This is a genomic window from Neobacillus sp. 19, assembly GCF_049463095.1.
In the GTDB taxonomy this organism is placed as follows: domain Bacteria; phylum Bacillota; class Bacilli; order Bacillales; family Cytobacillaceae; genus Neobacillus.
This window is the reverse complement of sequence record NZ_JBMPZU010000097.1, coordinates 1-21,943: the sequence shown is the minus strand read 5'-3', so window position 1 is coordinate 21,943 and position 21,943 is coordinate 1. Positions and strand designations below refer to the sequence as shown.

Here is a 21,943-nt window from a genome sequence, read left to right as displayed (position 1 = left end):
GAAACCAATTATTTTACTTGATTGGATAACGCTTACATTTATACGTTCCATCCGTTATGTTTATTTTATCGTTTGCGCTTTTCTTTTTAAATGGATTAATTTTATATACACTGAAATAACTTTATGACTTGTGGTGAATCTATTGCTGTTTATGACAGCTTTTTTTATTGTAAGAGTGGAAATACTTTATCATTCAATAATGACAGCGTTTTCGCATTTAAATAGTAAAAGGAGTGGAAGTCTCATGAAAAAGACAGCCCATATTATTTCCCATTCCCATTGGGACAGGGAATGGTACTTGCCTTTCGAAACACACCGCTATTATTTCATTCAGCTTATGAATAATCTTATTGAACAGTTCAAAAAGGACGGCAGCGGTTTTCAGTCGTTTCATCTAGATGGGCAGACGGTTCTGCTCGAGGATTATTTCGCTGTCCACCCGGAAAATCGAGAACTGGTTAAGCAATTAATAGAAGAGGAAAAACTTCATATCGGCCCTTGGTATGTACTGCAGGATGCTTTTTTAACAAGCTCGGAAGCGAATGTCCGCAACCTTTTGATTGGGTTGAATGATACGAAAGCCTATGGACATTTTTCAAAAATCGGCTATTTTCCGGATACATTCGGTATTTACGGGCAGGCCCCTCAGCTCTTAAAGCAGGCGGGAATCGATACGGCTGCCTTTGGCAGGGGAGTGAAGCCGACGGGCTTTAATAACACCGTATCAGATGTGCCTGATTATGAATCACCCTATTCCGAAATGATATGGAAATCACCGGATGGTTCAAGTGTTTTAGGAATTTTATTTGCTAACTGGTATTCCAATGGGAATGAAATCCCGGTGGATCAAGAGGAAGCGAAAGCGTTCTGGGATAAGAAACTCGAGGATGCTGAAAAATATGCTTCAACGAATCAATTATTGTTTATGAACGGCTGTGATCATCAGCCGCTGCAAAAGTCGATTCCACAGGCGATTGAAACAGCATCGGCTCTTTATCCTGATTATCAATTTAAGCATTCAAGTTTTAATGAATATACGGAAGAGTTAAAACAAGCTCTTCCTGAGGAGCTGCAGGTCATTGAAGGGGAATTGCGCAATCAGCGGACAGACGGCTGGTCCACCCTAGTCAATACGGCGTCAAGCCGGATTTATTTAAAGCAAATGAATCATCACTGTCAAACCCTTTTAGAGAAAAATGCTGAGCCGCTGGCGGCCATGAATTATTTAGCAGGCGGCAGCTACCCAAGGGAATATGTCCGCTTCATGTGGAAATCGCTCATGAAGAACCACCCGCATGACAGTATTTGCGGCTGCAGTGTAGATGAAGTTCACCGTGAAATGGTTACCCGTTTTGAAACGGTATCGCAAATGGGAGAGGTGTTTGTCAGGGAAAAAGCAGCTGAGCTGGCACAAACAGTTGATACTTCGCAGACACCTGAAGGCGGTATTCCACTCGTTATTATGAATACGACAGGCTGGGAGAAAAATGAAGTCATCACCCAAATAGTTGACTTGGAAAGAGTGTATTTTTCACAAATGCACTTCGAAGAAATTCCAGCCTACCTACAGGATAAGGAAACGCCAAGCTATATGCTGGTTGATGGGGAAGGTAATATGGTAGACATGCAGCTAGAGGAACCTGCAGTCGAATTTGGCTACGATCTGCCGGATGATAAATTCCGTCAGCCGTATTTTGCCAAACGGGCAAAGGTTTCGTTCTTCGCGGAGGGCGTACCGTCATTTGGTTATAAAACCTTCTACCTTGTACAGGGTACCGAAGGAGTGCAGCAGGATGTACCTGCTTCCGATACCCAGTTCGAAATGGAAAATGAATATGTACATCTACAGTTTCATGAAGACGGCAGCTATGATCTCATGCAGAAGGAAACAGGGGAGTCGTTCCATCAGCTTGGCATTTATGAGGACACAGGAGATGTTGGAAACGAATATATGTACAAGGAAGCAGAGGGACATGCCCCAATTACGACAAAGGGTGTACCGGCAGAATTTACATGGTTAGAAAGAAGCACACTCAGAACCGTCCTGGAGTTTACACATACGTTATCGATCCCGGTTTCAGCGGACGATCGCTTAGCAATCGAACGCAATAAGCTTATTTGGCACAAAGAAAGAGCGTCAGGCAGATCGAACGAAATGACTGCGATTACCTTAAAAACGGTTGTTACCCTTGAAAAGGGAATGAAGGGTCCGGCATTTAAACTGACCATTGACAACCAAGCTACAGACCACCGTCTGCGTGTATTGTTCCCAACAGGTTTACAGACAGAAACACATCAAGCAGACAGTATTTTTGAAATAGTCACCCGCCCGAACACACCGGAAAAAGAGTGGGAGAATCCGAGCTTCTGCCATCACCAGCAGCGCTTTGCCAGCCTGGCGGATGAGAGAATGGGATTAACCGTAGCAACAGATGGTTTGCAAGAATATGAAATTATCCCGGAGAATGGCACCATTGCGGTTACCGTGCTTCGTGCGACAGCCGAGCTTGGGGACTGGGGCTACTTCCCGACACCGGAAGCACAATGCTTAGGGATGCAGACTGCAGAATGGCAAGTGCTGCCGCACGAGAAAGATGTCATTCAGTCACAAGCCTTTGTCGATGCCTATCAATACAAAGTTCCGCTCGTCGTTGTTCAGACGGACATCCATGAAGGGGCGTTCCCGGAGACACATCAATTTGTTCAATCCGAATCCAATGGACTTGTATGGACGTCCATGAGGGTAGCGGAAGAGCGAGATGATGTGATGGTTCGCTGGTTTAATCCGGCCGAAGAAAAGACTAATCTTCAGGCCAATATCCAGGACCATGAATCCTATAAAAGCAACATCCTAGAAAAACAGTCAGACAATGCCAAAGATTCATATGAAGTAGGAAAATACGAAATTATCACATTAGGTTTTCAAAAATAGAGATAGGAGCGGGTACAAATGACTTCAGTAATTCCTGAATCCATGCAAAAACTGATTCAACATGTAAACGAATTTTTTCCGCACGATAAAAAGTTACAGCATATGTTTGAGCAATGCTTTGTTAATACGTATACCACTACGTTGAAGAAACAAGAAGATGGGAAAACATTCGTGATTACCGGGGATATCCCGGCAATGTGGCTGCGAGATTCAGCCGCACAGGTTAGACCTTATTTACTTGCTGCTGAAGAGGATGAAGAAATGGCTGCTCTACTTGAAGGAGTCATTCGCCAGCAATTTGATTTCATCCTGCATGATCCGTATGCCAATGCGTTTAATCAAACAGCAAATGGCAAAGGGCATCAAACGGATTTAACCAAGATGACACCGCATATTTGGGAGCGGAAGTATGAAATTGATTCCTTATGTTATCCGATCCAGCTAGCCTACCTATTCTGGAAGTCGACAGGACGGACTACTCTAATAAATGAAACGTTCCAACAGGTAGTGGAAACCATTATTCAGGTATGGCGGACAGAGCAGGATCATGAAGAGCTATCTCCTTACCGCTTTGAGCGTACGGATTGCCGCCAGTCAGATACGTTGATCCGTGAAGGCAAGGGAGGACGAGTTGTTCCGACAGGTATGACCTGGAGTGCTTTCCGTCCAAGCGATGATGCCTGCACATACGGCTACCTTGTCCCGGCTAATATGTTTGCCGTAGTCGTCTTAGGGTATGCAGCGGAAATGTGTGATGTATTAAACCATCCAGCACTTAAAGAAGAATGCCTGAAACTTCGCGGTGAAATTCAAAAGGGGATTGAACAATACGCGAAGCTGGACCACCCGATTCATGGCGACATGTATGTATACGAAACAGACGGAGAAGGCCGAGTGAATGTCATGGATGATGCCAATGTTCCGAGCCTGCTTGCAGCACCGTACTTAGGCTATCTTTCGTATGATGATCCAACCTATTTACACACACGTTCCTTCCTTTTAAGCAGGGATAATCCTTATTATTATGAAGGAAAATATGCTAATGGAATTGGCAGTCCGCATACGCCTGATCATTATATTTGGCATATCGCATTGGCCATCCAAGGAATGACCACAACGAGTGAAGCAGAAAAACAAGAAATTTTAGCTTATTTTAAACAAACAGACGGTGGTACTCATTTTATGCATGAAGGCTTTAACGCTGATAGCCCTGAAGAATTTACAAGGGATTGGTTTGCATGGGCCAACACCATGTTCAGTGAATTCGTCTTAAGTTTAACGGGTAAGGCAGTAAAAGGAAGTCCGCTTTATAATCAATTAATGAAGAACAAAGGCAATCAAGCGTAAGAAACAGTCAAGTTTAGTCATTTGAAAGGGTGATGGATCATGAAAAAAGTGCCATGGATGATTGTCGTTTGTGAATGGATTTGGAGGGCAATCTTGGCCAATCTGTACTGGATTGCCTTTACCATCTTGGGATTAGGGGTCTTTGGCTTTTTTCCGGCATCCGTCGCCCTGTTCACTATTGTCCGGAAATGGCTGAGAAAAGATACGGATATACCTGTATGGAAGACGTTTAAGCAAGTCTATTTTAAAGAATGGAAAAGAAGCAATGGAATAGGCCTTGTGTTTTACAGCATTGGCCTTTTTCTCTTTGTTGATATCCGTATTGCTGAACAGTTGATGACAGGTGTTTTTGCCAGCCTTCTATTAATTATTCTTTACAGTCTAATCTTTGTCCTATTAATGGCTGTTGGTTATTTCTTTGCCATCTATGTCCATTACGAGCTGTCAAATAAAGAATATATCAGGCAGTCGTTTCTGTTTACCGTGACAAGTTTACCATCTACCCTTTTGATTGGAATTGGGTTAATTTTTATCGGCTATGTGATGAATCGGTATCCCGGCCTCGTCCTGTTTATATCTGCGGTCGCACCGGCCCTTTGGATGATGAAGGTTTGTCTTGGCCGATTTGCCTCATTAGAAAAACGAGTACAACAGCAGTAATCATGTTGGATGTTGGAAAAACAGGGGGAATGATCATGGAACTGCACGTAAGGGGAGACGTATCTTCTGTTGCGGAGGGTCTTCGAGGTATCGCAAAACAGTTAAATATTCACCTATCAACGAAAGGTTATCCGATTGATGTGAAAAATCAACATGGACCATTAAGGGCAGCCAATAAAGACGGCCATGGGGAAATAACGTTTGATAAGCCGATTCATTTTTTCCGGGCTTTAGGATTATGGCTCGAACATTTTCATAAAGACCATGAGTTTGATCTTTCGGAAAATCCACAGTTTGAATTGAGCGGTGTGATGCTGGATGCATCAAGAAATGCCGTGCCAACCGTTGCTGATATCGAAAAGCTGCTCCGAAGAATGGCAGTTATGGGATTAGATACCTTGATGCTTTATACAGAGGATACGTACGAGGTAAAGGAATATCCCTATTTTGGCTATATGCGGGGAAGATATACAACAGAAGAGTTGAAAGCCTGTGATGACTATGCCGGAAAATTAGGGATTGAAATGATCCCTTGTATTCAGGCATTGGGCCACCTGCGGGAAGCGCTTAAATGGAATGATGCTGCTAGTATAAAAGACACAGACGACATTTTATTAGTAGATGAGCCGAAGACGTATGAATTCTTGGAAAACTGTATTAGGGCAGCCTCGGAACCGTTTCAGACGAAGCGGATTCATATTGGCATGGATGAGACCTTCCAGCTCGGTTTAGGTAAATATTTAGAAAAGCACGGTTTTGAGAATCATATCGATCTCATGAACCGTCATCTGCAAAAAGTTGTTTCCCTTACCGATAAGTATGGTCTTAAACCAATGATCTGGAGTGACATGTACTTCACGCTGTTTGCAGAAGACAGCAAATACCGCGATGAAAACGGCCGCATTCGCGAGGAAATTCTAGCTTCCATTCCTGATGTAGAGCTTGTTTATTGGAATTATTATCAGGGAGAGCAGGAAGTGTATGAAACCTATTTCAGGCATCATAAACAGCTTGCCAAGAAGACCATTTTTGCCGGCGGGGCCTGGACGTGGAATGGGCTTGCTCCGAACTACGGAAAAGCCATTGCGACAACGGAAGCCGCTATGGCTGCATGTAAAAAAGAAGGTATTAAAGAAGTATTTGTGACGTTATGGGGCGACAATGGAGCCGAAACCCCATTCTCCACCTCAATGCCAATCTTACAATTATTTGCAGAACACACCTATCATAAGGAAGTAACCATAGCCCATACCGCCAAGCGATTTGCTTTCCTTAATGAAGGACACTTTGATGACTTTATGATGTTAAAAAGATTGGATGAGACGCCCGGTGTGATGAAAGATAACATGAATATATCGATGACCTCTAAAGTGTTATTGTACCAGGATGTCTTAATTGGATTATATGATGAAAATATTCGCGGACTGTCCATTGGTGAGCATTATCAAAAACTAGTCCCGGAAATGGAACAAGCGAAACACAATAACCCCAAATGGGAAAAGCTATTTGAGTTTTATGAGCAATTGGCCAGAGTTTTAAGTGTGAAGGCGGAAATCGGAATAAAAATCAAAGAAGTGTATGAGAAAAAAGACTTCGAGCAAATGAGGGCGTTCCTGCCAAAGCTCGATTGGATCCAAGCCAATGTGAATCTGTTGCGTCAAATGCATCGAAACATCTGGTTTGCTGCCTATAAACCATTTGGCTGGGAGGTTATTGATATTCGTTACGGCGGTGTCATTACCCGGATGGACTCGGTAAAATATCGGATTCATGAATGGCTGGAGGGCAGGATTTCTGCTATTGAGGAATTAGAAGAGGAACGATTACGCCATGATGGGCCTTGGGAAATGTTTGACGGCTTAATTGGCGGCAATGTGTATCACCGTATCGTCACAGCAGGAAACTTCTCTTTATAAGGGGAAATTCGAAAATAACAAAATGGGGTGAACGGATTGTTTTTAACGGAAAGAAAATTTGAAGCCCGTATTCACGAATTAGAGGGTTATCGTTATCGTGATTGCATTGCGATTGAGCAATTTATCGCACAGGAAGATGATGGCAAAGTGGGAGCCTATCCACCTGTTTCTTATGATGAAACTAGCGTGATGAAGCTGGGTGATTATTGGAAAGGGCGGGATCGATATATTTGGCTTCATGCAGATATTGATAGTCATCTGCCAATCAGCAGCAAGCAGGTAGCCGGGCTGTTCTCCTTCGGCAAGACAGGCGGCGGGAATAATTCAGGGTTTGAATCCTTACTATTTGTAAATGGAAAACCATACCAGGGTGTCGATTCCAATCACGAAGAGGTCCTCTTTGATAAGGAAATCACTAAAGGGCCAATGAGTCTGGATTTTCGCCTTTGGTCGGGTCTTGAAGGTGGCGGCGTTCCGGTTGAGAACGAATTTAAACTGGAAATGGCGAAAATCGGCTGGCTCGATACACAAGTGGATAATTTATACTATACACTTTTAGCCGGATATGAAGTGCTAAAAGAAACGAATGAAGCGGACCCTAATTATTCCGTTTTAAAACAACTGCTTCAAGATGCCTTGCTGCAAATTAATTGGACCGAGCCTGGAAGTGCTGAATTTTATCAATCGTGCTACGAAGCAGATTCAAGCTTAACAGAAGCGCTTCAAGCAATCGAGAAAACGTCCGATATTACGATTCATACGGTTGGTCATACACATATTGATGTCGCTTGGCTTTGGCGTTTACGGAACACAAGGGAAAAATCTGCCCGTTCCTTTTCAACGGTTCTGCATTTAATGAAGCAGTTCCCAGAATATCTATTCCTGCAAACCCAGCCGCAGCTCTATGATTATATCAAAACTGACTATCCGGACATTTACGAGCAAATGAAGGCGAGAATTGCCGAAGGAAAGTGGGAAGCCGGCGGTGCGATGTGGCTGGAAGCCGACTGTAATATTCCAAGCGGCGAGTCTTTGGTACGGCAAATCCTCCACGGGAAGAACTTCTTTAAAGAAGAATTTGGTGTAGATTGTACCTATCTTTGGCTGCCAGATGTGTTTGGTTACAGCTGGGCACTGCCGCAGATTTTGAAAAAATCAGGCATCAACACCATGATGACAACGAAAATCAGCTGGAATCAATACAACCGCATGCCTCATGATACCTTTTATTGGAAGGGAATCGATGGTTCAGAGATTTTAACACACTTTATCACGACGCCAGAACCGTGGAACGGTCCGGACTCTTGGTTCTACACGTATAACGGATTTATCACCGCGAAAACGGTGAAAGGCGCCTGGACAGGCTATCGCGATAAGGATTTATCGAAAGACCTGCTTCTTTCCTACGGATATGGTGACGGCGGCGGCGGCGTCAATCGCCACATGCTCGAAATGAGAGAGAAACTAGACATGATGCCTGGAATGCCGAATGTAAAGGCGTCAACGGCTGGTGACTTCTTCGAAAAGCTTCATCAAAATGTGGCAGAGTCTAAAGGTTATATTCATAAATGGGATGGGGAACTGTATCTGGAATACCATCGGGGTACGTATACAAGCCAGGCCTTCATGAAAAAAATGAATCGGAAACTTGAGCTTTTATATCGCAGATCAGAATTCCTATCCTCCTGGCTGTCTGAAAATGGCGCCTGGATGGGCGATACTGAGCTAAAAGACGGCTGGAAGATTATTTTACGAAATCAATTCCACGATATTATTCCGGGCTCTTCGATTCATGAAGTGTATGAAGATGCAAAGGAAGAATATGCGGAAGCCTTCCAAATTGTCCAGCAAGTCGACAAGGAGATTCTGCAAAACGGAATTGCCGCAGCGGATCATTCTGTCGTTGTAATCAATTCGAGCCATCAAAAAGACAGAAGAAATGTGTTCGTTTCTCAGTTTGATGATTTTGCCGCAGGAGTCTGGAAAGACAGCAACGGCAATGTGCTAAATCATCAAAAACGTGAGAATGGCTGGCTTGTGGAAGTCAACAGTCTTCCATCTTTTGGTGCGGCAACTTTATATTTTGATCCGGCTGAAGCCGCTCCAGTATCATCGAATTTTGTCTATCAAGACCGAAAGCTGGAAACACCATATTATCTAGTTCAGTGGAATGAGTTCGGTCAGCTGACGAAACTTTATGATAAGGAATCACAGCGCTCGGTGCTAGAAGAAGGCACGAAGGGCAATGTCCTGCAAATTTTTGAAGATAAACCGCTTGCACATGATGCGTGGGATATTGATCTGTTCTATCAGGAGAAAATGGAGGAAATCCGTGATATCGCAACATTCGAAGTGGCAGAAAACGGGGAGCTTGCCTTTAGTATTCTTGTTACGTGGAAGTATCATCATTCTGAAATTTCTCAACGGATTGTCTTCTATCATAATGACCGCCGCATTGATTTTGAAACGAATGTTGATTGGCATGAGAAGCGGAAGTTGCTGAAGGCGTCGTTCCCAGTCAATATCCGGGCAACAGAAGCTACTTATGATATTCAATTCGGTAATGTGAAACGTCCGACACACTGGAACACAAGCTGGGAAATGGCGAAGTTTGAAACCGTCGGCCATCAGTGGGCTGATCTGTCAGAGCCGGATTACGGGGTAAGTTTACTGAATGACTCTAAATATGGCTATGACATTAAGGAAAATGTGATGCGCTTAACCTTATTAAAATCAGCGATCCATCCGGATCCGCAAGCAGACCAGGGACAGCATTCCTTCACTTATTCGCTGTATCCGCATATCGGTGACTGGCGCCAAGGGAAGACAGTGGAAAAAGCATGGGATCTCAATGATCCGATTACTGCTGTGGAAGGCAAATGGACGAAAGAAGCGTCATTCTTAGAAGCCACTGCTGACCATGTTTGGTTTGACGCTGTGAAGCCTGCTTATGATGGCAATGGAATCATTATCCGTTTACATGAGTTTGAGGGACGCAGAGGAAAGGTTGCCATTAATATTGCTGAAAACATCACCTCATGGGTGGAAACCAATTTGATGGAAGAGCCAATGGGTGTAGCATCAACTGGACCAATTGAGTTTGACATCAAACCGTATGAAATCAAAACCTTTAGAATTCAGTAACAGGCTGAAAAAATTGCCAAGGAGACTTTTTTACTGGTCTCAATCCGTTCCAGTGGCTTGAACAAGCTGCTAATAAACATAAACGCATGGGATTCACATATATGTGAATCCCAATGCGTTTTTTTGTGTAGAAAAGGGAGGAGGCCAAACGAAGAATTGTACATTTCATATCAAATTGATACAATAACGGGAAGTGTGAATAGTCAAAATAATTGGAAAGTTAGAGGGAATGATAATGGACTCAAAAAAATTAACGGTATTCATGCCGGTTTTTAATACTGAGCAATATGTGAAAGACACAATTGACAGTATTTTAGAGCAAACATACGGGGATTTTGAATTTTTAATTATCGATGACTGCTCAACCGATTCTTCTAAAGAAATCATCAAAAGCTATACCGATAAACGAATCCGATTAATTGAACTATCGAAAAAAATAAGTTTGCCGGAAATAATTAATTTAGGATTGCAATTAACTGAGAGTGAATATATCGCATTCATTGACTCTGATGATTTGGCAACTCCTGACAGACTGAAAGAGCAAGTGGAATTTTTAAATGAGAACCAAGATATTGTAGCTGTTTCCAGTGATTTCCAGTTTTTTGGATCAACGGATAAATATAGTAAAATGCCTAGTGGCTCAGAAAATATTCATCTCTCGTTACTATTTCATAATCCCATCGCTAATCCGGCGGCTATGATCAGGATGGAGCCAGTGAGGAATGCGAATGTAAAACACCGGGAGGACTATTTCGCTTGTTCAGATTACGCATTCTGGGTTGATCTATCCGTAATTGGTAAACTTGAGAATATAAATAAATGCTTTTTGAAATACCGAACGGGTCATAACAATTCAACAGGTACCTCCCAACGCGATCCAGGACTAAGAACGAAGAGAAAGGAGATTCTTGATAAAATACATATCACTGCACTCAAAAACAACCAGTTTAATTTGAATGACGATGAGCTAGTTACGTTTAATATGTTTTTTGGCGATGCCAACGTCATTATCCCTGAAAAAGGAGATTTTGATAAACTATTACATGTGTTTAGTAAATTAAAAACACAAGCGGAGAGTTTGCCGATTGATGAAACACTATTTGATACCATTTTAAGAGAGAAACTAAATCATATAAAAGTAAGATATAGTTTTTAGTAGCTTGTAGGGCAAGTATAGACAATTATTCTATACTTGCTTTTTTATTTACATATTCCCTAAACACATAGTGAAATAATTTCTAAGATTTTTGCACTTAATCCCAAATTAGTCAACTATAAAAAGGCCCCCTTTCCCTATAAAATAAAGGTATGGAAGTGCTTACAACACCCGAGAGGAGGAAAAACATGAAAAATATATTGAGTGATATATATAAAAATAGAATCTGGCTGCTGATGGTCTTACCCGGAACGATTTGGCTGCTATTATTCTCGTATTTGCCGATGTTTGGACAAGTTTTGGCCTTTAAGAAGTTCCGGATTCATCCGGATGGCTTCTTTGCCAGTATCATGAATAGTGATTGGGTCGGCTGGGATAACTTTAAATATTTGTTTAGTACGAGTGATGCGTGGATTATTACGCGAAATACCCTCGTATACAATCTTATCTTTATTGTAGTAGGGCTAATCGCAGCTGTGGCAACAGCGATCCTGCTCAGTGAACTGGTGAATAAGAGGTTATCAAAGGTCTATCAGACTTCCATTCTCTTTCCGCATTTTATTTCATGGGTTATCGGAAGCTACTTTGTCTTCACTTTCTTAAGTACGGATCACGGCCTGTTAAACCATGTTCTTGGCTGGTTCCATATCGACCCGGTTTCATGGTATAGCGAATCGAAATATTGGCCGTTCATTCTCGTGTTTATGAGTCTATGGAAAGGTGTCGGTTACGGCAGTATCGTGTATTTAGCATCCATCGTCGGAATTGATCGAACGTATTATGAGGCAGCGATGATTGATGGGGCATCAAAATGGAAACAGATTAAGCACGTAACCTTGCCAATGCTTAAACCATTAATGATTATCTTAACCATTATGAATATCGGCAGAATCTTCAACTCGGATTTTGGATTATTTTATCAAGTACCAAGAGATTCAGGTGCGCTTTATTCGGTTACAAATGTTATCGATACATTCGTATACCGCGGTCTAATGAATTTAGGTGACATTGGAATGAGTACAGCAGCAGGTCTTTATCAGTCAGCTGTTGGATTTACCCTTGTGATCATAACGAACTATATTGTAAGAAAAGTAGATGAAGAAAGCGCATTATTTTAAGAGCGCCTTCATGAAGGGAGGGAAAGTCGCCTAGCGGCTTCATTATGCCAAAGAACTTACAAACACAACCATCTGCCGCTATATCAGAATCAACACAAGATTTGAAAGGGGGTGGGGCAAGTATTGTTAGGAAAAAATACCGAGATCCTCAACACCTGCACCCGGTTGTCAATACCATTTTTAGTGTGTTATTAGGGATTCTCGCGCTTGCGTGTATTTTTCCTTTTATCTATGTCATTATTATCTCGTTTACAAGTGAAGAAAGTATTGTAAGAAATGGATTTCAACTGATTCCGAAAGAATGGAGTACGGATGCTTACCAGTATCTATGGGGGATGAAGGCACAATTCTTCCGCTCTTACGGTGTTACGATTTTTATTACGATTGTCGGTACCATTATCAGTGTATTGATGATCACGTTTTATGCTTATGCCATTTCAAGACCGCAATTTAAGTATCGCAGATTTTTCACCTTTCTGGCGTTCTTTACGATGCTTTTCAGCGGCGGTCTGGTACCGACTTACATTGTTGTCACCCAGTTTTTAGGTTTAAAGAATACCATTTGGGCATTGATTCTGCCGCTTGCAATGAATGCGTTTTATATTATCATTATGAGAACGTTCTTCTTAAAATCCGTTTCCGAATCGATTTTAGAATCAGCAAGGATGGATGGAGCGAGTGAGTGGAGGATCTTCTTCCAAATTATCTTCCCGCTTTCATTACCGGGGATTGCCACGATTGCCTTGTTTAGTACACTAGGATATTGGAATGATTGGTTTACGGCGCTGCTGTATATTGATGATCCAAATCTAGTACCACTGCAATCTTTATTGATGAAAATAGAGGCAAACCTTGAATTTATGAGACAAAATATGGATGTGGCCAGCATGCAGTTAAGCTTGTTTGACACCATCCCACAAGAGTCAGCCAAAATGGCCATGGTTGTAATCGCCACCTTACCGATAGCAGTTTCGTACCCGTTCTTCCAAAAGTACTTTATTAGCGGACTGACTATTGGCGGCGTTAAAGAATAAAAATAGAAAGAGGAGAGTTGAATGAAGAAGAAATTAGCTGTATTACTGGCATTAGTTTTGTCACTTGGCACCATTCTAGCTGCTTGCAGCAGCAATAAAGACACTTCTGCAGCAGATAAGGGCGGTAAGAAAGGCGAGCCATACGAAATTAAATGGTACACTATTGGTACACCACAAAAGGATACTGATAAAGTATTTGCTGAAGTAAACAAGTATACGAAGAAGAAAATTAATGCCACAGTGAAGATGACTCAAATAGACTGGGGCGATTGGGCGCAAAAATCACAAGTGATGATTAATTCAGGCGAACCATTTGATATTATCTTTACAAATGGTACTGATTATGTTCAAAATTCACAAAAGGGTGCTTTCCTGGCCATTGATGATCTGTTAAATAAGGAAGGAAAAGATGTAAAACAAGCAATCAATCCTGCGTTATTAGAAGGAATTAAGGTAAATGGAAAAATTTACGGTGTTCCGACTAATAAAGAGGCTGCAAGACAAACGGTTTATACATTCAACAAACGTCTAGTCGAAAAATACAACTTCGATATTTCAAAGGTACAAAGCCTGGAAGACCTTGAACCAATGCTAAAAGTCATTAAAGAAAATGAAACAAAGATTACGCCAATGGCAACATTCAAAGCGTATCTTCCATTTGACTATATCTTTAATAATGAAATGCCATTTGCCATCCCGTTTGAAGGCGACAGAGACAAGGTCATTAACCCATTCGAATCTGATCTAGCCATGAAAACGTATAAAACAATGCATAATTATTACAAAGCAGGCTATCTTAAAGAAGATGCGGCAACAAGCAAAGACAGCTGGCCAATGGATGTAGAAAACTGGTTTGTCCGTATGGGCGATTCCCAACCGTACGCTGATTTAGTTTGGAGCCGTGCTGCTAAGTACGATGTGGTTTCTGTTCCGGCTGAAAACCCAGTTACGATTAATGATTCTGTATCCGGTTCCATTCAGTCCATCTCTGCAACATCTAAGAACCCTGAAAAAGCAATGGAATTCTTAAATCTGCTTAACACTGATCCATATCTTCGTAACCTAGTAGACAAAGGAATTGAAGGCGTTCACTATGAAAAGAGCGATGATGGGACGATTAAAGATCTTCCAGCTCGTATTGATCGTTACAATGTTCCAACCTATTCTTTAGGAAACTTCTTTATCTTAGATTTATACGACAATGATCCTAAAGACAAATGGGAAAAGTTTGAAGAGTTTAATACATCCGCAAAACCAGCACCAACACTTGGTTTCCACTTTGACAGTGATCCAGTGAGATCTGAGCTTGCAGCGATTACGAATATCTCTAAAGAGTTCTATCCGGCATTGGCAACAGGATCTGTTAACCCTGAAGAATACCTGCCAAAATTCAATAAGAAATTAAAAGAAGCTGGCATTGACAAAGTGTTAAAAGAAATTCAAAAGCAATATGATGATTGGAAAAGTAAGCAAAAGTAAATAGTAAAAATCAAGCTGGGTGTAACATTCCGGCTTGATTTTATTTCCGTATAATCGAGGGCCTCAACATGTTAAAAAGAAGAAAATTACGGTTTAGCCAAAACATTTTCAATAAACTATTTTTCATTTCCTCACTCACAATTATTGTAACCGTTATTATCTTAATTGTTACCATAAGCAACTATTATTCCGATGTGATCATACAAAAGGAAGTGAATATTAATACAAGAACATTGGAAAGGGTCGAGGACTACTTTTCCGCTAAAGACTCAGATGTTAATCGGGCAAAACGTGACTTCTATGTAAAAGGGGATGTGATTGATGACTTTTCCTTCGCTCTTCATAACGGCTATGAGAAATATTTAGAATATCGCTTAGATAAATTCTCGGAAAGTCCATCGTTTCAACCTACGAATATTGATACGTATTTTAATGCATATTTTGGTCAAGACAGCGATATTAATGCCATCAATTTACAATCGGTAGAAAATCCCGCGATTGAATATTTGTTAATCTACAATCGTTTGCGATGGGATAAAAGTATAATAGCAAATTCTGATGTATTAAACTCAAATTCGCTTTTGGCGGAACTGCTTCCAAGGTCCAACGGGGACCGGGAAAATCACCGGAAATTAAAGGATACCATTACAAAAAAGGTTTTCATTAATAATCCAGTGACATTGAAAAAACTAGGAGAAATACAAATTTATTACTCTACTAACCGTTTAGACAAAATTGTTAAAAAGCATGACCGGACGCCTGCTTCCTTTTTTTTAATGGATGATGAGGGCGAGATCATCTATTCGGTAAATAAGGCTCATGTCCCAACAGATATGATCAAACAGATCAAGCAAGAAACAAATGAAACGAAAATGAAGTGGAACAATGACCATTTTTATATAAATACGATTGCCAACAAGGGAGATTATACCTACATCAGTGTGATTCCCGACAAGGGATGGCAGAAGCTTACCATTGTAAGGGGAACTATGTGGGGTGTGATCATCTTTTTCATCATCATATCGATTTTGATTACCTATTCCTTTACTTACAATTATTCACGGCGAATTAATCGGATTGTTGCCATTATTCGTCAGGTGGAAAAGGGAAACCTTGATGCAAGAATTCCAAAATCAAAGCGTGAAGATGAATTATCAAAGATTGCGGTTAATATCAATTCCATGTTAGATGAGTTGAATAACTATATTGAAGAATTTTATCTATTAAATCTGAAACAGCAGGAAGCTGAATTAAAAGCACTCCAGGCACAAATTGATCCGCATTTTTTATTTAATACGCTAGAGGCGATCCGGATGGTTGCCGTTGTCGAGGGGTCTAAGACTTCAAGTAAAATGATTTTCCATTTATCGAAACTGTTCCGCTACTCGTTAGAATCAAAAGACACCGTTCCCTTATATACAGAAATAGAGTATGTCAATCAGTATTTAAAATTGATGCAATTTAAATTTCCAAACAAATTACAGGTTCACTTTGATATTCCATGTAATGTTGAACAAACACTGGTACAAAAATTAATTTTACAGCCAATTGTTGAAAATTATTTTGTGCATGGTTTTAGGAAAGGCCAGTCAGATAACGAATTATTCATACGTGCCACGTCTCATGAAGAAATGGTTGAAATAAGTGTGGAGGATAATGGTAAGGGCATGCCAATAGAGGCACTTGAAAAGATTATCCATCATATCAATTGTGAAGAGGGTGATGAAATGGAATCAATTGGATTAAGAAATATCCATCAGCGTCTGAAACTGAAGTACGGGGCTCCGTTCGGTCTAACACTAAAAAGCACCAAAGATAAGGGAACAATTGTCACACTATTGATTCCAGCAAGGGGGGGCACGAATGTATAGGGTGATGCTTGTCGATGATGAACCACTGATTACAATTGGCCTTCAGGCACTGTTAGATTGGGAGGATTATGGGTTTGAAATTGTGTTAACAGCAGAAAGCGGAGAAGAGGCCCTCATTTTTTTAAAAGACAACCCAATCGACATTCTGATCACAGATATTATGATGGGTGAGATGTCCGGGTTAGATCTAATTAAAGAAGTGAAGAAAATCCAGCCAAAGGTTAAAAGTATTGTGTTAACAGGTTACCAGGAGTTTGAGTTTATTAAGCAGGGTCTGTTATTGGGAATTGAAAATTATTTAGTCAAACCAGTGGATGAGGATGAATTAGTCACAACCATCCAAAATGTTGGGCGTAAATTGAAAACCATGACAGGCGGCAATCAGATACAGGAACGGTCCACACTTTTGGATAATACATTATGGCGATATTTAAACGGTGAAATTAATAAAAATGATTGCTTTGAAAGACTATCATTATATAATATCCAATTTGTTCAGCCATTTCATAATGTCTCTATATTAAGTTTCGAACAGTTTCAAAATGCGGAAATATCAAAGGAAATTAGGAACTATATTGAAGAGCATTATTCAGCGGCCTGTCTATACAGTCCAAACCAAGAATTAATTATTATTTTTGGCGGAAAGAGTGAAGAGGAGTTACATCAATTGAATCAAAGCCTGGTGGAGCATCTCAATAATGAAGGAAGCGCTTCAGGTTTATTCTATTTATCGATGGGAAATCCGGTTAAAAGGATAGAGGAATTGGAAGAGAGTTTTACGAATGCCATTGGGTTTTGTTTGCTGCAGCCCTTTTCAAATCCTAATGTACTTCTTTCAGAAATGTTACCGATTGATAGGCATGAAGAAGTCAAAAAACAGCAGGAATTCAAAGAATGTATCGTTAAGCAGCTATTGAAAGCGGATGGAGAGACCTTGCAAGTGGTTGACCTGTTTTTTGAGGAATTAACCAAGAAGTCGCCTTTTATCTCCCCTCAATCTGCCAGAAAATATACGTTTGATCTTATTTCCTATATCCATTATTCGCTGCAGCAAGACGATGTTTCCTATTATACAGCTGCCGTGGAAAGAATAGCCTATAGCCAAAACGTGGAGCATCTGAAAGCAATTATGAAGGAATATTGTCGCGAATTGCTTTTATCCATTCATAATCAGGCAAATATGCGCAGTCCCATTGTCCAAAATGTCCTTGATTATATTCATGCTTCCTATGACCAAGGGATTTCGTTAAAAACCTTGGGACAACAGTTTCATGTAAATGTCATTTATTTAGGACAGCTATTTCAAAAAGAAGTAGGGGTTGTCTTTTCTGAATACCTAAACCGGTATCGATTGGAAAAAGCAAAGGAATTGTTAAAAACAACCCACTATCGGGCAGGAGAAATTGGCAAAAAAGTAGGCTATTCTGATACGACATATTTTTATAAACAATTTAAGAAAACAATTGGGCTCACACCAAGTGAGTGGAGAAAAATATAAAAGCGCAAGCGCCCTGGTCAGCGGCGTATGGCCTCCTCGAAAAAGCTAACGCTTTTTCTTCGTGCGATGCCTATGCTGCCGAAGCTTTCCTTGTGGAGCGCTCCAACTGAGATAAAGGAAACACGAAGAGCCGGAGGCGATTCGATGTTGACTTATCGTAGGGCGGAGAGCGAAGGACACTAGCCGCAAGCGCGCTGGAGCTAGACAATTCTCGAAGTCAGAATTTATAAATCTTATATTATAAAAAGAGACGGTGATAAATTATGAAAAATACTTCGCTTAAGAATCAACCTACTTATCGCTTTCCAAATGGTTTCTGGTGGGGAAGTGCATCATCTGGTCCGCAAACAGAAGGGGCAGCAAATATCGATGGGAAAAAGCCAAACCTATATGACTATTGGTACAGCATTGAACCGGAGAGCTTTCATAATCAAGTAGGACCGGAGCAAACCTCAGACTTCTACCACCGATATAAACAGGATATCGAGTTAATGAAGGAAACGGGGCATAATTCATTCCGGACCTCGATTCAATGGTCGCGGTTAATTCCGAATGGAGTCGGGGAAGTCAATCAGCAGGCGGTTGATTTTTACAATCGCGTCATTGACGAACTGATTGCAAATGATATTGAACCATTCATGAATCTCTACCATTTCGATATGCCGATGTGCATGCAGGAAAAAGGCGGCTGGGAAAGCCGGGAAGTCGTTGAGGCCTATGTGAAATTTGCTGAAACCTGCTTTACATTGTTTGGCGACCGGGTTAAATATTGGTTTACCTTTAACGAACCAATCGTTCCAGTCGAGGCCGGCTATTTATATAATTGGCATTATCCGAATATCGTAGATTTCAAGCGAGGCGCGCAGGTGGCCCATCATACGATTGTGGCCCATGCCAAGGCAGTAGAAGCATTTAAAAAATTGAATCTAGGCGACGGTAAGATTGGTATTATCCTAAACTTAACGCCATCCTATCCGCGAAGTCAGGATCCGGCAGATGTCAAGGCCGCACATATCTCCGACCTTTTCTTTAACCGCAGCTTTCTTGATCCGGTTACAAAAGGGGAGTACCCTGCCGATTTGATTGCCATTTTAAAAGAAAGAGAACTGCTTCCGGTAGTCGAAATGGGAGATTTAGAGATTATCAAAAATAACCCGATTGATCTATTGGGCGTGAATTATTATCAGCCGCGCCGCGTTAAAGCTAAGGAAGAGCCGGTGCCGGCGGGTGCCCCGTTCATGCCGGAGCATCTATTTGATCCGTACATTATGCCTGGGCGGAAGATCAATCCACATAGAGGCTGGGAAATCTGCGAGGAGGTCATCTATGACATTATGATCGATATTCGTGATCATTATGACAATATTCCTTTCTTTATCTCAGAGAACGGTATGGGAGTTGAAGGGGAAGCGAAATTCCGCAATGCAGAAGGATTTATTGAGGATGATTATCGGATTGAATTTATTCAAGAACACCTGAAATGGGTGCATAAAGGACTAGAGGAAGGGGCCAAATGCCTTGGCTATCACCTTTGGACATTTGTGGACAACTGGTCATGGGCAAATGCATATAAGAATCGCTATGGATTAGTAGAAGTAGATTTAAACAATGATTTAAAACGTACCATTAAGAAATCAGGCAGATGGTATAAACAGTTGTCTGATCATAACGGTTTTTAACCAGGTTCCAAGGCAAACGAAATTCTTAAAGAGGGGATTCCGATGAAAGCTTATATGGTATTTGATATCGGCGGCACGTATATAAAATATGCTGTAATGGATCAAGAGGGGAACAAACTGGTCAGCGGGAAGTTTCCAACACCGAAGGAAGGATTAGAGCCTTTTTTGCAAACCATTTGTGAGATCGTAAAAGATTTGAGAGATTCCTATGAACTCCAGGGCATTGCTTTAAGTTCACCCGGTGCTGTCGAAGTGAAAACAGGATTTATTGGCGGTGCAAGTGCTCTTCCTTATATTCATGGAGTTCCCATGACTAGCCTGATAAAGGAACGGACAGGTCTTCCGGTATCGATTGAAAATGATGCCAATTGCGCTGCTTTGGCGGAAGGCTGGTTAGGGGCGGCTAAAGATGTGGATTACTTTATTTGTATTGTGATTGGTACAGGCATTGGTGGCAGCATTGTCATGAACCATTCCATATTACGCGGGGCAACGCTTCATGGCGGTGAGTTTGGGTACATGATCATGGGCGGAGCCCTCCAAGCGGGGAAGAATCCGCTTCATTCAACCTGGAGTCAATCAGCCTCCACGAATGCCCTTGTCCGAGAAGTTGAAAGGAAGAAATCACTGACACACTGTTCATTAGACGGAGAGGAAGTATTTCGTCTGGCAGAGTCGGGAGACTCCATTGCTCTAGAAAGTATTGCACAATTTTATAAACGGATAGCGATTGGAATTTATAATTTGAAATATGCTTTAGATCCTGAAAAGATTCTTATCGGAGGCGGGATTAGTAAGCGCCGGGAAGTCATTAGCGGGATTAATCGCGAATTGAAGGGATTAAAGGATGATATCTCGACGCTGTCTATTGAGGTGGAAGCCTGCCAATTTGATAACGACGCAAACTTAATGGGCGCCTTGTTTCATTTCTTACGGGTGCACAAAAGCATTAACTAATAATGATTTGGAGGAAACCAAAAAATGTATGGTGCAATTGAAGCAGGAGGAACAAAATTTGTTTGTGCGGTTGGAGATGAGTCGGGCACAATTATTGAGCGAATCAAGATCCCAACCACAGTGCCTGAGGAGACGATGGCTGAGGTAATGGCATTTTTTAAGAAATATGAACTTGATGCAATTGGGGTTGGTTCATTTGGCCCTATTGATGTCAATCGAGAAAGTCCGACATATGGAACGATTACATCTACACCGAAGCTGGCATGGACGGGCTATCCGTTTGTTCAAGCATTGAGAGATGCCTTTTCGGTACCGATTGGTTTCAATACAGATGTGAATGCGGCAGCTTTAGGGGAGGCCACCCTCGGTGCGGCTAAAGGCTTGGACAGCTGCTTGTACATTACAGTTGGTACGGGAATTGGAGCGGGTGCCGTGGTTCAAGGCAAGCTTCTTCAAGGCCTGTCACATCCAGAAATGGGCCATATCCTTGTAAGGCGTCATCCGAATGATCACTATCAAGGTAAGTGCCCCTATCATGGAGATTGTTTAGAAGGTCTTGCGGCTGGCCCCGCAATTGAAGAACGCTGGAAAGCCAAGGGGATTGACTTGGTGGATCGAAAGGAAGTATGGGATTTAGAAGGCTACTATATTGCCCAAGCACTGATGCAGTATATTTTAATCCTATCACCAAAACGGATTATTCTGGGCGGCGGGGTGATGAATCAGAAACAAGTATTCTCTTCTATTTATAAGTATTTGCAGGAGTTTCTTTCTGATTATGTTTCTTTGCCAGACTTAACAGAATACATAGTGCGCCCTGGACTAGGCGATGATGCAGGGATTACGGGATCACTTCTAATTGCCCATCAGGCGTTTACAGAAGAAATACAAAGATAATCTGTCCCGCATTAATGGGCAGTATGGAAGGGAGATCTTTAAGTGGTTCAGACTAAGAAAAATGACTGGGAAAACATTTCTATCCTTCAAAGAGGACGATTGCCTGAGCGAGCTTACTTCTATTCGTTTACGGATACTCTATCAGCATTAACGTATGAAAGGGCAAATTCCAAAGGGTTTAAGCTGTTAAATGGAATGTGGAAATTTCATTATGCTGAAAATCCCTTCCATGGACCAGACCGTTTTTATCAAGAT

General features: G+C 41.4%; 15 protein-coding genes. All 15 read left to right on the top strand.

Going from position 1 to position 21,943, the window contains the following annotated elements:
• Positions 1 to 244 precede the first annotated feature (244 nt).
• Positions 245 to 2,932: an alpha-mannosidase gene (locus ACO1D1_RS26110; RefSeq protein ID WP_423337600.1), complete on the top strand. Its 2,688-nt coding sequence runs from the start codon at positions 245 to 247 to the stop codon at positions 2,930 to 2,932.
• 18 nt (positions 2,933 to 2,950) lie between these two features.
• A complete protein-coding gene (locus tag ACO1D1_RS26105; RefSeq protein ID WP_149871964.1) occupies positions 2,951 to 4,279 on the top strand; it encodes a glycoside hydrolase family 125 protein in 1,329 nt (442 codons plus the stop codon).
• A gap of 39 nt (positions 4,280 to 4,318) precedes the next feature.
• Positions 4,319 to 4,939, top strand: coding sequence for a YesL family protein (locus ACO1D1_RS26100; protein ID WP_423337599.1), 621 nt, complete (start codon positions 4,319 to 4,321; stop codon positions 4,937 to 4,939).
• Between the two features lie 35 nt (positions 4,940 to 4,974).
• Positions 4,975 to 6,855: a beta-N-acetylhexosaminidase gene (locus ACO1D1_RS26095; protein WP_423337598.1), complete on the top strand. Its 1,881-nt coding sequence runs from the start codon at positions 4,975 to 4,977 to the stop codon at positions 6,853 to 6,855.
• 36 nt (positions 6,856 to 6,891) lie between these two features.
• Positions 6,892 to 9,999: an alpha-mannosidase gene (locus tag ACO1D1_RS26090; RefSeq protein WP_149871961.1), complete on the top strand. Its 3,108-nt coding sequence runs from the start codon at positions 6,892 to 6,894 to the stop codon at positions 9,997 to 9,999.
• Between the two features lie 235 nt (positions 10,000 to 10,234).
• Positions 10,235 to 11,155: a glycosyltransferase family 2 protein gene (locus tag ACO1D1_RS26085; protein ID WP_190284732.1), complete on the top strand. Its 921-nt coding sequence runs from the start codon at positions 10,235 to 10,237 to the stop codon at positions 11,153 to 11,155.
• A gap of 188 nt (positions 11,156 to 11,343) precedes the next feature.
• Entirely contained in the window at positions 11,344 to 12,273 is a 930-nt protein-coding gene (locus ACO1D1_RS26080; RefSeq protein WP_149871959.1) for an ABC transporter permease, read from the top strand.
• Between the two features lie 44 nt (positions 12,274 to 12,317).
• Positions 12,318 to 13,307: a carbohydrate ABC transporter permease gene (locus tag ACO1D1_RS26075; protein WP_149871958.1), complete on the top strand. Its 990-nt coding sequence runs from the start codon at positions 12,318 to 12,320 to the stop codon at positions 13,305 to 13,307.
• 21 nt (positions 13,308 to 13,328) lie between these two features.
• The gene (locus ACO1D1_RS26070) at positions 13,329 to 14,786 is read left to right on the top strand and encodes an ABC transporter substrate-binding protein (protein ID WP_423337597.1); all 1,458 of its coding nucleotides are present in this window, start codon (positions 13,329 to 13,331) and stop codon (positions 14,784 to 14,786) included.
• A 68-nt stretch (positions 14,787 to 14,854) separates the two neighbouring features.
• Positions 14,855 to 16,657 (top strand): sensor histidine kinase, encoded by a 1,803-nt coding sequence (locus tag ACO1D1_RS26065; RefSeq protein ID WP_423337596.1) that lies wholly within the window; start codon positions 14,855 to 14,857, stop codon positions 16,655 to 16,657.
• Positions 16,650 to 18,155 (top strand): response regulator transcription factor, encoded by a 1,506-nt coding sequence (locus ACO1D1_RS26060; RefSeq protein WP_149871955.1) that lies wholly within the window; start codon positions 16,650 to 16,652, stop codon positions 18,153 to 18,155. The genes ACO1D1_RS26065 and ACO1D1_RS26060 overlap by 8 nt, the downstream gene beginning before the upstream one ends.
• A 263-nt stretch (positions 18,156 to 18,418) precedes the next feature.
• On the top strand, positions 18,419 to 19,834 hold the full coding sequence (locus ACO1D1_RS26055) for a glycoside hydrolase family 1 protein (protein ID WP_149871954.1): 1,416 nt from the start codon (positions 18,419 to 18,421) through the stop codon (positions 19,832 to 19,834).
• A 42-nt stretch (positions 19,835 to 19,876) separates the two neighbouring features.
• Positions 19,877 to 20,791 carry an ROK family protein gene (locus ACO1D1_RS26050; protein WP_149871953.1) on the top strand — a complete coding sequence of 305 codons (915 nt, stop codon included), beginning with the start codon at positions 19,877 to 19,879 and terminating at the stop codon, positions 20,789 to 20,791.
• Between the two features lie 24 nt (positions 20,792 to 20,815).
• A complete protein-coding gene (locus ACO1D1_RS26045; protein WP_149871952.1) occupies positions 20,816 to 21,688 on the top strand; it encodes an ROK family protein in 873 nt (290 codons plus the stop codon).
• A gap of 42 nt (positions 21,689 to 21,730) precedes the next feature.
• Positions 21,731 to 21,943, top strand: a 213-nt coding sequence (locus ACO1D1_RS26040) for a hypothetical protein (protein WP_423337595.1), incomplete at its 3' end; no start/stop codon positions are given.